This window comes from Thioalkalivibrio versutus (assembly GCF_001020955.1).
Classification (GTDB): Bacteria; Pseudomonadota; Gammaproteobacteria; order Ectothiorhodospirales; family Ectothiorhodospiraceae; genus Thioalkalivibrio; species Thioalkalivibrio versutus.
The window spans coordinates 1,903,651-1,918,228 of the sequence record NZ_CP011367.1; the positions used below are offsets into that span (position 1 = coordinate 1,903,651).

Here is a 14,578-nt window from a genome sequence, read left to right on the forward strand (position 1 = left end):
CCGGCGGGGGTAATCAGAGCCCCGCCGCGCAGACCCGGTTGCGTCCCTCGCGCTTGGCGCGATAAAGCTGCCGGTCCGCCTCCCCCAGAAGATCCTCCGGCGCCACGGATCGTCCCCCGTCGACCGCGGATACCCCGATACTGACCGTCACCGCATCCTTCACATTATCCGGGTGGCCCAGCTGCAACGATTCGACCTTGCGGCGCACCCGCTCGGCGACCGCCCGCGCACCCTCCAGCGTGGTGTCCGGAAGGATGCAGGCAAACTCCTCGCCGCCATAACGCGCCACCAGATCAGTGGGCCGGTGTGCCGCGGCGCGCAATACCTCCGCGACCTGGCGCAGGCAGTCATCCCCACGCTGGTGGCCAAAGCGGTCGTTGTACGGCTTGAAGTGGTCAATATCGATCATCAACAGCGCCAGGTTCACCTCGCGCCGCGAACCGCACTCGCGCTCCAGCACGGCATCGAATTCGCGCCGGTTGGCGAGGCCGGTCAGGCCATCTACCCGCGCCTGGCGTGCCAGCTCCGCCTCCACCTCCTTGCGCGCGAAGGTGCCGGCGATGATATCGGCTACCACCTGCAGCACGGCGATCTGTTCGGGGCTCCACTCGTAGTGCCGGGCCACCGAATCAAGGCCCAAGAGCCCGAAGGCCTTCTGATCACTGATCAACGGGATGAGCAACAGGGACTCGATATCCTGGCGCCGGAACTCGGCCTGCTCCACCACCGCAGCCTCGGGGAGCGCACCCACATCGGGGACGTGCACCGGGTGTCCCTGCCGAATCTGGCGGGTCACCCAGCCATGCGCCTCCATGGGTATCCCTTGCATCTCGTCGAGGAAGGGGGCGACCCCCGGCGCGCACCACTCGCTCACCAGGTCCATCGTCTCATGGTCCGGGCGAAAGCAGATCACGTAGGCTCGCCCCATCCGGAAGAACTCGCCCAGACGTTGCAGGGCCTGCACAACGGCCGCGTCCACCGCGTCCGCCGACAGGTCCGCAAACTGCGCGGAGATCGCCGAGACCACCTCCTGCAACCGGTACTGGTGCTGTGCCCTGAGTTCCAGTTGCTTGCGCTCGGTGATGTCCTCGCCCATCACGCTGGCCCCAAGCAGCGTGCCCTCGGCATCGAAGAACCGCTGGGCATACCAGGACAGCGTGCGCTGTTCACCACTACGGGTGCGGATGATGGACTCCAGGCCCGCGATCTCGCGGCCTTCGTGAATGATGGCCTGCCCCTCGGCGAAGACCGCCGCGCGATAGTCCGAGTCGGGGAAAAGCCATTCCCAGATACTCGCGTGTCCCACCACTTCCTCGCGGCTATAGCCACTGATCCGTTCCGCCGCCCGATTCCACAGCGTCACCCGCCCCTCGGGATCCAGGGTATTCACCCAGACCGGGGCGTATTCAATGATCTGTGAATGGAAACACCCGGAGGGGTCTGCCGCCATGATGATCCTCGCAACGGGAAACAATCGGCGCGTGGCGCAACGCCGCCCGGCGAACACGCGCAATCCCGTTCGCCCATCCCAATGAGGTTAGCAACATTCCCCGCGCTTCGCGCCAGAAAAGACGGCCGTTTGTTAGGCTGCCGTTGCATTCCCTGACGAGACGCTCATTCGCATGACCGAATCCTTCAAGGCCCTGCTCCTTGAACCGCAGCCCGACGGCCCGGTGGCCACGATCCGGACACTCACCCTCGACGACCTGCCCGCGGGCGAGGTCCTGCTCCAGGTTCACTATTCGGGGCTCAACTACAAGGACGGCATGATCCTGCAGGGGCGGGGCAACCTGGTGCGGGATTATCCCCACGTGCCGGGCATCGACCTGGCCGGGACCGTGCTCGAATCGGCGGACCCGCGCTACCGCCCGGGCGATCCCGTCGTGCTGACCGGCTATCGTGTCGGCGAGGCCCACTGGGGCGGTTACGCCCAGCGCGCGCGCGTCCGCGGCGACTGGCTGATCGCTCAGCCGCCCGGCTACAGCGCGCGCCAGGCGATGGCCGCGGGCACCGCCGGCTTTACCGCCATGCTAGCGGTGCAGGCCCTGGAAGACCACGGATTGCAACCGAGCACCGGCGAGGTTCTGGTCACCGGTGCCTCCGGCGGCGTGGGCAGCATCGCCGTGCGGCTCCTGGCACGCCTGGGCTACACGGTCACCGCCGTGACCGGACGCCCGGAGAACGCCAACTACCTGCACCAACTGGGCGCCAGCACCATCTTGGATCGCGAGGCGCTGGCCGACACGCCGGCCAAGCCGCTGCTGGGCGAACGCTGGGCCGGCTGTGTGGACACGGTCGGCGGCGACATGCTGGCCCATGTACTCGCCGGGATGGCGTACGGACGTTCGGTGGCCGCCTGTGGCCTGGCCGGCGGCGCGCAGCTCCAGACCACGGTCCTGCCGTTCCTGCTGCGCGGCATCAACCTGCTGGGGATCGACTCGGTCCTGTGCCCCGCCGAGCGGCGGCGGGGCACCTGGGAGCGCCTGGCGGCGCTGCTCCCCGGGGCCGATCTCGACGCCATCACCAGCGAGATCGGCCTGGAAGACCTGCCGGACTGCGGCGAATCGATCCTGAAGGGCCAGATCCGCGGCCGTACAGTAGTCCGGCTGGATTAACCCCCGTCGAACGCGAACCGACTATGCTGGGCATACCACCCTGGAGGCGCCCGTGACCGAACTCGAAACCCGTCTAAAGCACATCCGTGACCGTCTGGCCGAGCTGGAGGCCATGGCCCGCGAGGACACCACAGAGGCCGCCCACCGGGTCACGGCCGAGTTGACCCGGGAGCTCAATCAGGCAATCGAGGACGCCGCCGACAGGACCGAAGGCACCGACACGCCTGCGGCCAGCGAGCCACGTGCGCCCCGCGACCCGGTCGAAAAATGCCCGCGCTGCACCCTGCGCAGCTTCACCTTCCAGGACGGTACGATCCGGGAACGTGCGAACCAGCCAGGGCATTTCGAGGCGCAATACCACTGCATGAGCTGCGGCCACGAGGCCTGGCGCGAACTGGGCAACCGCTGATTGATTACCGTCGGCATCCTACGATGCTGACGACCGCGACGAAGCCACCTTTGCCCGGCTAAACCTGGCTCTGGGTCCAGCGCACGATATCCGCCGCCCCCATCGCGCCCGCCTGGCGCGCCACTTCGCGTCCGCCGCGGAACAGCGCCAGGGTCGGGATACTGCGGATCGCAAACCGCCGGCCCAGCGCCGGCTCCGCCTCGGTATTCACCTTCGCCAGCCGCACGGTCGGCTCGAGGTCCGCCGCGGCCTGGCGGAACTGCGGGGCCATCATCTTGCAGGGGCCGCACCACGGCGCCCAGAAGTCCACCAACAGCGGGATATCGTTGCGCTCGAGGTGGCGGAGGAAGTTCGTGGCGGTCAGTTCCAGCGGATCCTGACCGAACAACGACCGATGACACTGGCCACACTTCGGGCCGGCACCCAGCCGTGTCGCAGGGATTCGATTCACCGCGTCACAATGCGGACAGACCACGTGCAGGGCTTCACTCACGGCAGCACCTCGTTCCAGGCAGAAGAAGAAAAGGCCAGCCCCCGGATCTTACTCCGCGAGCGCGTGCCTGGATCCATCAGGCCGCGGGATGCCGGGCGAGAAAGTGTTCGGTGCGTTCCACCGCGCGACGTTCGTTGCGGTCGTTCCAGGATTGCCCGACCAGTTTGCGCATGGTGCCCTCGATGGTCCGCGTCACCAGCAGGTTGCTCAGCATCCGCGCGACATTCGGCAGGTCACGCGGAAACGCCCGCAGTGCCATGGAAAAGCCGATGTCGTCATACAGCACGTAGTGCCAGAACCCCGGCGGGATATAGAGCACATCCCCGTGGTGCAATTCGGCCAGGTGCCCCCGCACATGCCGCAGAGCCGGATGGCGCTGGTAGTCGGGATCCTCGAAGTCCACCGCGGCCAGTGCACTGAACGAGAAAGGCACGTGATACATGTACGGCGTGTACTCGGGAGCGACCAGCAGTACGCGTTTCGGCCCGCCAAAGTGGCACAACAGGATATCCGGGCGGTCGATGTCGAAGTGCATCTGCACGCGCGCGTCCTTGCCGCCCATGAACAGCACGGGCAGCTTGCGGAACAGTCGCAAACCGATGTCGGGAAACTCGAAGTCGCGCGCCAGCGTCGGCCGGGCGGCAAACAGGTTGAAGAAGAACAGGCGCAGATCGCGCTCGCCCCCTTCCAGAAGGTCCAGATACTCCGCCAGCGGCATGTGCAGGGACGCGGCGTGCTGATGCTCGTTGTCGCGCGCGGGCCGGCTGTCGTACAGCGGCACCACGGCATCCCCGGCGACCTCGCGAAAATAGTCGGGTGTCCAGCGCTCCCGTGCCGGCCACTCTCGGGTCAGCTCCTCCAGGATCACCGGTTGCGCGACCGCCTTGTACTGCCGCAGGAACGTGTCCGGTTCGACAAGCCCGACCCGCTCTACCGGCGTAGTCTCGATCATTTCCGCTCCCGTTTCCTCGCTCGGGGAAGCCCGTCAGCCTACCAAGCCCGCCCGCAGCGCGCGATGCTGCGCTGCGGCAACAGCCAGGCAGACAGCAGATGCGTGAGCCACCACACCCCGGAACATACCGCCATGACCACCGCCAGCCATGCCACAGGGTGCATCCACTCCTGCACCTGCCCACCCGGACCCAGCACCCAGTTCACGTTGTTGTCGGCATCCGCGAGCGCGAAGGTCAGCAACAGGATGACCCAGCCCAGCCCCACCATGTAACGCCAGGCACGGGGGTCATACCCGAGACGCCAGACCATCCAGATCAGCACGAACGGAAGCGGCAGGTGGTAAAGCGACAGCAGGCGCACGAACAGCGGGATCTCGGGGTTGAACATGTAGTGCACAACCCCCAGCGGGGCCCAGCCCCAGACCGCCATGCTCAGCAGGAAATCCAGCACCCAGCCCAGCTCCAGAAGCACGACGGCCACCAGCATCATGCTCGCGATCCGGCGACTCTCCAGCCAGGCCGCCAGCAGCCCGCCCAGTAACGCCACGTTGGAAAACCAGAGGAAATTGAACCAGCCATGGACCACGGCATACACCGAAACCAGCACCAGAACGAAGGCGAGATAGCTCCACTTGAAGCCACGCGGGACCCTCTCGCCACTCCCTGTTGTGACCCGCATGCGCGACCCTCTTCTTGCCCGTCCGTGCATTCGGGCTCAGGGTAGCAGCATGACACCCACACGCCCCGGAAACGCATCGCCCCATGAGACGGCTGTCGTTCCTTTTCCTCGCCCTGTTCCTGGCCACCGCCCCGGTCGCACTGGCTGCGGACACCGCTGAACCGCCCACCCCCACCATTGGCCTGGCGCTGGGCTCGGGCGGGGCCGGGGGGCTGGCGCATATCGCCATGCTGCAGGTGTTCGACGACCGGGGGGTCCTGCCCGACCGCATCACCGGCACCAGCATCGGCGCCGTGATCGGCGGCCTGTACGCCGCGGGGCTCGATGCCGACGAGATCTTCGACCTGTTCGACGACTTTTCCGGATCCGAGCTTGATGCCCTGACCGGGCTGGCGCGCTCCGAGATCAAGCTGCTGGACCTGGTCCCCCTGCGACTGGGCCGCAATGCCCTGTTCGATTCGGGCGAGTTCCTGCGTTTCCTCGCCGAGCACACCGAGGCGCGCGACTTCGACGACCTGCGCATCCCCTTCGCCGTGGTCGCCACCGACTTTCGCACCGGCGAGAGCGTGGTGATCGACCAGGGCGACCTGTTCCTGGCGATCGAGGCAAGCATGGCAGTGCCCGGCCTGTTCGAACCGGTCCGGCACGACGACGGCCAGACCCTGATCGACGGCGGGGCCTCCAATCCACTGCCCTATGATCTGCTGCAGGGCGAATACGACTACGTGATCGCCGTGGACGTGTCCGGCAATGGCTCGCCGAACGCCACCGAGGACATCGGCATCACCGACCTGCTGTTCAAGAGCTTCAGCATCATGCAGGGCTCCATCATCCGCCACATGACCCGCCTCGACCCGCCGGATCTCTACCTGGTACCGGATACCGGTGGCATCCGTTTGCTGCACTTCAACCGGATCGACGAGATCCTGGAGAAGGCGGAGCCCGCCGCCGGGGAACTCCGCGACCAGCTCGATACCTGGGGCATCCAGCCCCCGGCCCCCAGCCGGTAATCCGTGCCCAGAAGCCCTGTTCCATGCCCTATACTCGCGGCATCCACCGTAACGGACGCGGTGCCAAGGGAAGCCAGCAAGAACCGTGACCAGCGATAACCCCGATCCCCGGCCAGACGCAAAAGATCCGCCCCCGGGAACCGGCGACGGACGCCATGAGCTGTGGTTTACCCGACGCGATGATCAGGTCTGCGGGCCCTACCCTCAGCGCTCGATCGGGCGCTTCCTGATCCTCGGCCGGCTGCGCCCGGATGACCAGGTCAGCCTCGACCGCGAGACCTGGTGGCGCATCGACCAGCGCCCTCACCTGATCCCCGAAGAGTTGCAGAACGCCCACACCCCGGAGGGCCGCGAACGCCTGAACCAGGCCCGCCTGCGCGAGGACGAACGCCGGCGGGAACGGCGCGACGACAACCCGCCCGCCGAGATCCGCGAACGCCGCAAGGGGGACCGCCGTTGTCCCGAATCGCCCGCGACGATCTCCCATCGCCAACAATGGGCCGAGATCCTGGAACGGCCGGCGCCGCCCTGGAGTGAGTGGGTCCGCGGGCCGCGGCCCTGGATCGCGGGTGGCCTTGCAGTCACCCTGGCCATCGGCCTGCTGCTCGCCTTCGGGATTGCCTTCGAGCGTGACTCCGGGCCCGACTGCGAACAGGCCGCGGGGCCCGGGGTCAACTGGAACTACTGTGACAAGGCCGGCGCCGACCTGCGCGGTGCCGACCTGACGGGCGCGTCACTCCACAGCACCCGCCTGGCCGGCGCGCGCCTGCATGGTGCACGGCTGACCGACGCGGATCTGCGTTTCGCGGACCTCGCCCTGGCCGGACTGGAGGGCGCGAATCTGGCTGGCGCCAACCTGACCGGCGCAGACCTGATCCAGGCTCGCCTGGTCGACGCCAACCTCGAGAACGCCAATCTCGCCCACGCCAACCTGACCGGCGCCGAACTCTCCGGTGCCCGGCTGGACGCTGCTTACCTAAGCCGCAGCATCTGGACCGACGGCCGCATCTGCGCCCGTGACTCAGTCGGGAGCTGCGACTGACCCGCGGCGCGCCCTCCACGTGCCACGCCCGGATCCGAATCAATTCCCAGCTCCTCCGCCACCTCCGCCCAGTACGGCTCGGCCTCGCAGGAACAGCAGTCGCACCAATCGGTTACACCGTCATGCATGCTGATCCGGCTGCGCACGGCCTGCGGCATTCGCGTTCCGGATGTTTCGTGCGACATCGTCGTGCCCCCATCTCCGCCCTCTTCCCGACCCTGGTTCATGGCAACACCTCCCGACACGGACTCCTCATTCTGACCATAGACGGTGCCGAATCTCCCTGACATTACGGGTACCGGCCTGAGGTCCGCCCCGTGCTACTCTCGATCCGTTCGATTCCAGCCCCTGGTGAATATGATCACCCGACGCGACAAGGTCCTGCTCTCGGTCTCCGCCGCGACCCTGCTCGGCATCCTGCTGCCGCTCGCCGCCCTGGGCTGGTTCCTGTGGCAGGAATCCGTGGTCGCCGAGGAGAAACGCCTGGCCGAACTCTCCCAGCGCCTGGGCGAACAGACCGAAGCCGCGCTGGTAGACGCCCGCGAACTGCTGGACAGCCTCAACCAGCTGGACCTGGAACCCTGCTCCCCGGAGCACCTGGAACGCCTTCAGGACGCGGCCATCGCACGGCCTCATGTGCGTGCCATCGGGTACTGGCGCGCGGCCGAACGCCAGTGCGGTGCGGGGTTTGTCCAGGGCGAGGCCCTCACGCCACCGCGTGCCAGCCGCATCTACGACACCGGCGTGGTCGCCTGGTGGCCGAGCGCGGACACCGCCGTGGGCGGTGTGGAGCTGTTCCTGATGCGCTTCGGCCAGCATGATGTCGCGATCGACCCACGCCTGTTGATCAGTCCGGGCCTGCTGGACAAGCAGCGGGTCGGCCTGTGGGTCGAAGGCCTTCCCATGAGCCGCTATCCCGCTGACGCCGACCTGCCATCACCCGACACCACCCCCATTGGCCTGAGCGTCGACCGCGCCCAGGGGCGCATCGTCAGCCGCTTCTCGCTGGACACGATCTTCCCGGTCGACATCATTGCCGCGCAGCCGCTGGCGGCCTTCTGGGATCGCTACCTTTCCACCCTGATCGTGGCGGGCATCTTCGGGCTGCTCTTGGTGACCCTCTGGCTACTCCTGGTCCTGCATTACCTGCGCCGCCACCTGAGCCTGGCCAGCGAGCTGCGCGAGGCCATTGCCAACGAGCGCCTGAGTGTCGAGTACCAGCCCATCGTCGACCTCGCGGACGGCCGTTGCCGGGGTGCCGAGGCCCTGGCCCGCTGGCATCGCGAGGGCGACGAGACCATCCGCCCGGATGTCTTTGTGCCGCTCGCCGAGGACACCGGGCAGGCCACCGATCTGACCCTGGCCATCCTGCGCGCGATCCTCCGCGATCTGGGCGACAACCTGCGGGCGCATCCCGAGCAGGCCATCAACCTCAACATTACCGGCCACGACCTAGCCTCCGACCGCTTCGGGGATGCGCTGCGCAAGGCCCTGCGCGAGGCAGGTGTCGCACCCTCCGCGATCAAGCTGGAGCTGACCGAACGCTCCCTGCTCAACGAAGACGCCATCCGCGCCCGCCTGCGGGAACTGCGCCGGCGCGGCCACCACATCGCCATCGACGACTTTGGCACAGGATATTCGAGCCTTTCCTACCTGGAACGTTTCGAACTCGATACACTAAAAATCGACAAGACCTTTGCCGATGCCATCGCCCACGAAGCGGTGACCAGCAATGTCATCGGCCACATCATCGAGATGGCCCGCTCGCTCAATCTGCAGATCGTCGCCGAGGGCATCGAATCGGCCCACCAGGTGGAATGGTTGCGCGCGCAGGGCGTGGAAGGCGGACAGGGCTACCACTTCAGTCGGCCCTTGTCCGCCGAGGCCTTCCTCGACTGGTGCCGCCAACACTGAGGAGACCATGTTCCAATCTTCGAACACCCGTCGCTCGGGCCGAATCCTGGCGCTCCCCCTGTTACTGTCCGCGATGGCCTCGGGCTGTGCCCTGTTGCCGGTGGAGCAGGATGCACCGGCTCCCACTGGCGACCGCCCCGCCTCCGAACCCGCCGCGCCGGAAACCGATACGGCGCCACCCGCAGGCACCGATAGCCAGCCCGAAACGGATACGGACACGGACACGGCCGCAGGTACGGATACGGATACCGAGACGGAGACGGAAACCCGCTCGACGGAACCCACCGAACCGTCGCTGGGCCTGCACATCGCCCGCTCGTCCAGTGCCGAAAGCGAACGACGCGTCTTCCTGAGGGAACAGGGTCACGAAACCCTGGACCCCGGCCGCCTGGGCTACTACATGGACGTCCTAGGGGCCCGCCTGCGCCAGGAGTTGTCCGGACAACCCAGCGCGATCGATCATCAGGATTCGGGTATCCGCGTGACCCTGCCGGAAGGTGCCGACCAGGCCCGCGCCCTGGATACCATCGGCCGGCTGCTTGACGAGTTTGGTGCCAGCCTGGTGACCGTCATCGCGCATGGACACGGCATGGACGCATCCGACACCTCGTCGGAGGGCACGGAGGACGATGCGATGGCGGCGGGCCGCCGCCTGGAGAACGCCGGGGTCGCCCCCGAACGCCTGGTCCTGCGCGTCTTCGGCACCACCACTCCGGCCGGGAACCTCGGCAGCGAGGCGTTCTCCCCGCAGATCGAGCTGCTGATCCAGCCCCTCGCCGCCAGCTGATCAATCCAACCACCACGCAATACCGCCTGCGCCCCAAAGAAGGACTTGATTCGCCATGAACGCGACCGCAGCCGACCAGCCGGAGAACACAGGGACGGCCCCGGGACCGGGCATCGAATCGCCCACCACGCACCCCGAGATGGAACCGGACAGCACCGTCTATCGCACGCTGCTGGAATCCACCCGCGCCATCCCGTGGAGGATCGACTGGGCCACCATGCGCTTCACCTACATCGGCCCGCAGATCGAGGCGTTGCTGGGCTGGACGCCGGAGAGCTGGGTCAGCATCGACGACTGGGTGGAGCGCATGCACCCGGACGATCGCGAATCGGTCGTCAACTTCTGCGTCACCCAGTCGCAGTCCGGGGTCGACCACGAGGCGGACTACCGCGCCCTGACACGGGACGGGCACTACATCTGGATCCGCGATGTGGTCCACGTGGTGCGCAGGGACGGCGAAGTCGAGGCCCAAGGGCAACACTGACCAATGTACACGCTCGCGTTGGCACCCCAGGTTTTCCGAGACCAGGCGCGTCGTGCAACAGGTAGTGGTTCTACCTGTAAGCGGCGCAACGCAGGATCGGGGAACCTGGGGTGCCAACCCCGAAGGGGCTCGGCCGCTTTTGCGCGCGCACAGCGTTGCGGTTCCCTTGTGCAGAATGACTGCACGGCAGTCACCGCGCCTTGTTCGCACGCAAAAGCGACTCGAGCGCGAGCGTGTACATTGGTCAGTGTTGCCCTCCTCGGTTTCATGTTCGACATCAGCGAGCGCAAGCAACAGGAAGAAGAACTACTGCGCCTGAAGTCCGAACTGGAGGCCCTGTCCTACCGCGATTCGCTCACCGGCATCGCCAACCGTCGGCAGTTCGACCTCGTACTCGAACGCGAGTGGGCCCACGCCCGGCGCGACCAGCGCCCGCTCTCCGCCATCATGCTCGATATCGACCACTTCAAGGAATACAACGACCGCTACGGCCACCCGGCCGGCGACGGCTGCCTGCAGCGGATCGCCACCTGCCTCGCCGGCGTCGTCGGCCGCGAACAGGACCTGCTGGCACGCCTGGGCGGGGAGGAGTTCGTACTGATCCTGCCGGACACCGATATCGACGCGGCCCACGCGCTGGCCGAGCGCTGCCTGCAGCGCATCCGCGAGGAGGCGATCCCGCACGCGAGTTCCCGCGTGGCCCCCACACTGACCGCCAGCGCCGGGGTCGGCTGCCTCACCCCCAACGAGACCCGCCACGCCACGCAGGTGGTCGAGGCCGCGGACCGCGCCCTGTACCAGGCCAAGCGCGGCGGGCGCGACCGGGTCGCCATTGCCGCGGCCGACACCGCCAAACCCAGGCCCTGAACCATCCCCATCGCCGGTGATCTGAACGGATAGCAACCGGACCGCGCCCGTGCAGGGACCGGAACGCAGTCCATCCGCGGCCGGGCCGAGCGCCAGGGCCGTGGTCCACGTCCAGTCCTCGCGCAGCGGTCGCCGGGCCACGTGGAAAACATCCCGGATTCGGACCAGACTCCGGGGAAAGCGGCACCCCGGAGAGAGGGATCGACATGACCAGCCTGCATCAACCCGCGCGGGAACCTGCGCTCTACCGTTTTCTCGGCATCGTGTTGCCACCGGTGGCGGCGTACCGCTACGGCGCCGCCGCCCACAGCTGCGCCGCGCCGATCGCCATTGCCTGGGCGGCCGCCCTTGTGTCGATCGCCTATGCCCTGCTGACCGGCCTGGCCGGCATCTCCGGCTACGGCGGCTTCCCGCTGGCAATCGGTCTGTTCCTGTGGGTGTTTGCGACGGTATGGACCTTCCTGGTCGTGCGAAACGTGCAGGCGGATCCCTCCCTTACCGACCCCCGGACACACGAACAACGCGTCCGCCAGCGCGAGGACGCCCACGACCCGCTGGATGAACTCGATTCCGGCGAACGCCCGCGCTGACATCTCCGCCCGTACCGGCGCCCCACTGAACGGCGCCGCGTTGACGCCGCTTGACCGCCCCTGAAATCTACCTCTTGAATACGGTTTGCGCCTTCAGAATTCCCCTGACAAACTCGGGACAACGCGTTCGGATGGAAGGAGCCAGCAGGACGCGTCCGACAGGGGAAATACATGAGCGATTCGTCCGGGGTGATGGTCCAGTACGAGGACCTGGTGGAAAACCACCCCTTCATCATCATCTGTTATCGACCCGACACCACCATCTTCTATGCCAACCGGGCGGCCCACGAATACTTCGCGGCGCCCGCCGGCAGCCTGCTCGGGCACCGCTGGATCCATGACCTCCCCGAAGAGCGGCAGCCCGAGAACCGCGCCGACCTGCTGCGCTATACCCCCGACGCGCCCGTGCGCACCATCGAGAACCCGGTGCGCCGCGGCGACGGGGCCGACCGCTGGATCCGCTGGACCAGCCGCGCCTTTTTCAACGAGGCCGGCGAGATCACCCATTTTCAGACCCTCGGAATCGACGTCACGGACCGCAAGCAGGGCGAACTCCTGCGCGAGAACCTGCTGGGGAGCCTGGCCGAGGGCGTCTTCGGCATCGACGCCGATGGCAACTACACCTTTCTCAACCCCGCGGCCTGCGAACTGCTCGGGTTCGCCAGCGAACACGAGGCCCTGAGCCACAATTCGCACGAACTGTCGCACCACAGCCGGCCCGACGGCCAAGCCTTCCCCGCCACGGAATGCCCGGTCTACCGGGTCTTGCACACCGGCGAGCCGTTGCAGGCCTGCGAGGAGTATTTCTGGAGCCGCGCGGGACACGGGTTCCCGGTACTGATCAACGCCGCCCCGCTGTTCGATGCCCGCAACCGTGTTACCGGCGCCGTGGTCTCGTTCCAGGACATCACCGAGCGTCGCGCGGCGCGCGAGGCGCTGGAACGGCGCGAGGCGGAACTGCAGGAGGCGCAGCAGATCGCCCATCTGGGCAACTGGATCTCGGACTTCGACGCCGGGGGCATCCGCTGGTCCAGCGAGGTGTTCCGCATCTTCGGCCTCGAATACGACCAATGGGGTGCGACCCACGAGGCGTTCATGCAGGCCGTGCACCCGGACGACCGCGAGCGCGTGCAGCGCGCGGTCGACGACGCCCTCACCCCCGGAGGACCGGAATACGACATCGAGCACCGCATCGTCCGCCCCGATGGCTCCGTCCGCATCGTCTACCAGCGCGGGAGCGTGGACTTCGATGCCCAGGGTCGGCCCCAACGCATGGCCGGCGTGGTGCACGACATCACCGAACGGCGCGAGGCGGAGCGCCACCTCCATTTCATCACCTACCACGACGCCCTCACCGGCCTGCCCAACCGCACCCGCTTTGCCGAACGCGCCGACCAGGCCGTCGCCGATGCCGAGCGCCTGGGGCGTCCGCTGGTGCTGGCCCACATCGGCCTGGATCGCTTCAAGAGCGTCAACGAAGGCATGGGCCAGGCCACCGGCGACGAGGTCCTGCAACATGTGGCCCGGCGCCTGGAAAACCGTCTGCCGGTCGGTGGCGTACTGGCACGCCTGGGCGGCGACGAGTTCGGCGCCCTGCTCCCGGTGGAGTCTCCCGGCTCGGTCGCCGGCGCCGTCACCCGCCTGCTGGAGCCGCTGCGCCAGATCATCAAGGCTGGCGAGCACGAGCTCTATGTGCCCGGTTCCGTCGGGGTCGCCGTGTATCCCCACGACACCCAGGATGCGTCCGACCTGATGCGCCGCGCCGAATCCGCGATGCACCAGGCCAAGCGCACCGAGGGCAATGCCATCCAGTTCTGTTCCGGCGAGCTCAACAACGACGTGCGGACACGCGTCTCGCTGGAGGGCCAACTGCGGCGCGCGGTCGATCACCAGGAAGGTTTCTTTCTCCATTACCAGCCGCGGGTGGCGGCCGGCGATGGCCGGATCGTAGGCGTCGAGGCCCTGCTGCGCTGGGAGGATGGCGCCGGCACGGTGCATTCGCCGGGCGCCTTCATCCCGATCCTCGAAGAGACCGGGCTGATCGTCGAACTGGGCCAGTGGATACTGACCGAGGCCTGCCGTCAGTGTCGGGACTGGCATCAGGCCGGGCTGCCACCGGTCCGCGTGTCCGTCAATCTGGCCGCCCCCCAGTTTCGGGATCGCCAGATGGCGCACAGCATCGACCGGGTATTGGAACACACCCAGCTGAGTGCGGACGCCCTGGAGCTGGAGGTCACCGAGAGCATGCTGATGGCCGATACCGACCAGGTCATCCGCACCTTGGGGCAGTTTCGCGAGCGCGGGGTGCGCGTGGCCCTGGACGACTTCGGCACCGGGTATTCATCGCTGGCCTATCTGCGCCGTTTTCCGCTGGATGTGCTGAAGATCGATCGCTGCTTCACCGCGGACCTGGAGACCGAGTCGAGCGCGGGCGCCATCGTGCGCACCATCCTCAGCCTCGCGGATAACCTGGGCCTCGAATCCGTCGCCGAGGGCGTGGAAACCGAGGCGCAGCAAGCCTTCCTGCAGGAGGCCGGTTGCCAGACCCTGCAGGGCTTCCTGTTTGCCCGCCCGCAGCCAGCCGCCGACTGCCAACGGATGCTCGCCGAGCCCGCTTCGTCCGCCGCCACGCAGCCTGGCCGCAGCGCCTGAATCAGCCCGGCCCACGCGGCCCGCACGGTCGGAACACCCTCGGGAAACACTGATTAATGTACACGCTCGCGCTCGAGTCGCTT

At 67.3% G+C, this 14,578-nt stretch carries 12 protein-coding genes and 2 pseudogenes; 10 read left to right on the plus strand and 4 right to left on the minus strand.

Translation table 11 applies throughout. The features are described from left to right. Positions 1-13: 13 nt before the first annotated feature. Entirely contained in the window at positions 14-1,450 is a 1,437-nt protein-coding gene (locus TVD_RS08875) for a sensor domain-containing diguanylate cyclase (RefSeq protein ID WP_047251387.1), read from the minus strand. A gap of 172 nt (positions 1,451-1,622) precedes the next feature. On the opposite strand from TVD_RS08875, the gene TVD_RS08880 reads away from it, so the two are divergent. Beyond that, positions 1,623-2,615 carry an MDR family oxidoreductase gene (locus tag TVD_RS08880; RefSeq protein ID WP_047251388.1) on the plus strand — a complete coding sequence of 331 codons (993 nt, stop codon included), beginning with the start codon at positions 1,623-1,625 and terminating at the stop codon, positions 2,613-2,615. 52 nt (positions 2,616-2,667) lie between these two features. Further along, positions 2,668-3,024 (plus strand): hypothetical protein, encoded by a 357-nt coding sequence (locus tag TVD_RS08885; protein WP_047251389.1) that lies wholly within the window; start codon positions 2,668-2,670, stop codon positions 3,022-3,024. A gap of 58 nt (positions 3,025-3,082) precedes the next feature. On the opposite strand, the gene trxC is transcribed toward TVD_RS08885, so the two are convergent. The 3 genes from trxC to TVD_RS08900 form a co-directional block, all read right to left on the minus strand. Further along, positions 3,083-3,517, minus strand: coding sequence for a thioredoxin TrxC (gene trxC / locus TVD_RS08890; RefSeq protein ID WP_026287936.1), 435 nt, complete (start codon positions 3,515-3,517; stop codon positions 3,083-3,085). A gap of 76 nt (positions 3,518-3,593) precedes the next feature. Then, positions 3,594-4,469 (minus strand): cupin-like domain-containing protein, encoded by an 876-nt coding sequence (locus TVD_RS08895; protein WP_047251390.1) that lies wholly within the window; start codon positions 4,467-4,469, stop codon positions 3,594-3,596. A 38-nt stretch (positions 4,470-4,507) separates the two neighbouring features. Continuing rightward, positions 4,508-5,149, minus strand: coding sequence for a hypothetical protein (locus tag TVD_RS08900; RefSeq protein WP_240472258.1), 642 nt, complete (start codon positions 5,147-5,149; stop codon positions 4,508-4,510). Positions 5,150-5,232: 83 nt separating this feature from the next. Here TVD_RS08900 and TVD_RS08905 point away from each other — a divergent pair, with 83 nt between their 5' ends. The 8 genes and pseudogenes from TVD_RS08905 (at position 5,233) to TVD_RS08940 (ending at position 14,495) form a co-directional block, all read left to right on the plus strand. Then, a complete protein-coding gene (locus TVD_RS08905; protein WP_047251392.1) occupies positions 5,233-6,159 on the plus strand; it encodes a patatin-like phospholipase family protein in 927 nt (308 codons plus the stop codon). Between the two features lie 85 nt (positions 6,160-6,244). Then, positions 6,245-7,201, plus strand: a complete 957-nt coding sequence (locus tag TVD_RS08910; protein ID WP_047251393.1) for a pentapeptide repeat-containing protein — start codon at positions 6,245-6,247, stop codon at positions 7,199-7,201. Between the two features lie 357 nt (positions 7,202-7,558). Then, a complete protein-coding gene (locus tag TVD_RS08915; protein WP_047251394.1) occupies positions 7,559-9,115 on the plus strand; it encodes an EAL domain-containing protein in 1,557 nt (518 codons plus the stop codon). 7 nt (positions 9,116-9,122) lie between these two features. Beyond that, positions 9,123-9,902, plus strand: coding sequence for a hypothetical protein (locus tag TVD_RS08920; RefSeq protein ID WP_047251395.1), 780 nt, complete (start codon positions 9,123-9,125; stop codon positions 9,900-9,902). A 55-nt stretch (positions 9,903-9,957) separates the two neighbouring features. Continuing rightward, a pseudogene (locus TVD_RS08925) lies at positions 9,958-10,368 on the plus strand (PAS domain-containing protein); the annotation flags it as partial. A gap of 270 nt (positions 10,369-10,638) precedes the next feature. Further along, positions 10,639-11,253: pseudogene (locus TVD_RS08930) on the plus strand (diguanylate cyclase); the annotation flags it as partial. Positions 11,254-11,459: 206 nt separating this feature from the next. Next, entirely contained in the window at positions 11,460-11,843 is a 384-nt protein-coding gene (locus TVD_RS08935; protein WP_019627996.1) for a hypothetical protein, read from the plus strand. A 171-nt stretch (positions 11,844-12,014) separates the two neighbouring features. Then, positions 12,015-14,495, plus strand: a complete 2,481-nt coding sequence (locus tag TVD_RS08940) for a sensor domain-containing protein (protein WP_047251396.1) — start codon at positions 12,015-12,017, stop codon at positions 14,493-14,495. Positions 14,496-14,578: the final 83 nt, after the last annotated feature.

Coding starts and splice junctions, on each gene's coding strand:
- TVD_RS08905 (WP_047251392.1), top strand. CDS start 5,233: ATGAGACGGCTGTCGTTCCTTTTCCTCGCCCTGTTCCTGGCCACCGCC.
- TVD_RS08920 (WP_047251395.1), top strand. CDS start 9,123: ATGTTCCAATCTTCGAACACCCGTCGCTCGGGCCGAATCCTGGCGCTC.
- TVD_RS08935 (WP_019627996.1), top strand. CDS start 11,460: ATGACCAGCCTGCATCAACCCGCGCGGGAACCTGCGCTCTACCGTTTT.
- TVD_RS08940 (WP_047251396.1), top strand. CDS start 12,015: ATGAGCGATTCGTCCGGGGTGATGGTCCAGTACGAGGACCTGGTGGAA.
- TVD_RS08880 (WP_047251388.1), top strand. CDS start 1,623: ATGACCGAATCCTTCAAGGCCCTGCTCCTTGAACCGCAGCCCGACGGC.
- TVD_RS08895 (WP_047251390.1), bottom strand. CDS start 4,469: ATGATCGAGACTACGCCGGTAGAGCGGGTCGGGCTTGTCGAACCGGAC.
- TVD_RS08900 (WP_240472258.1), bottom strand. CDS start 5,149: ATGCGGGTCACAACAGGGAGTGGCGAGAGGGTCCCGCGTGGCTTCAAG.
- TVD_RS08875 (WP_047251387.1), bottom strand. CDS start 1,450: ATGGCGGCAGACCCCTCCGGGTGTTTCCATTCACAGATCATTGAATAC.
- TVD_RS08915 (WP_047251394.1), top strand. CDS start 7,559: ATGATCACCCGACGCGACAAGGTCCTGCTCTCGGTCTCCGCCGCGACC.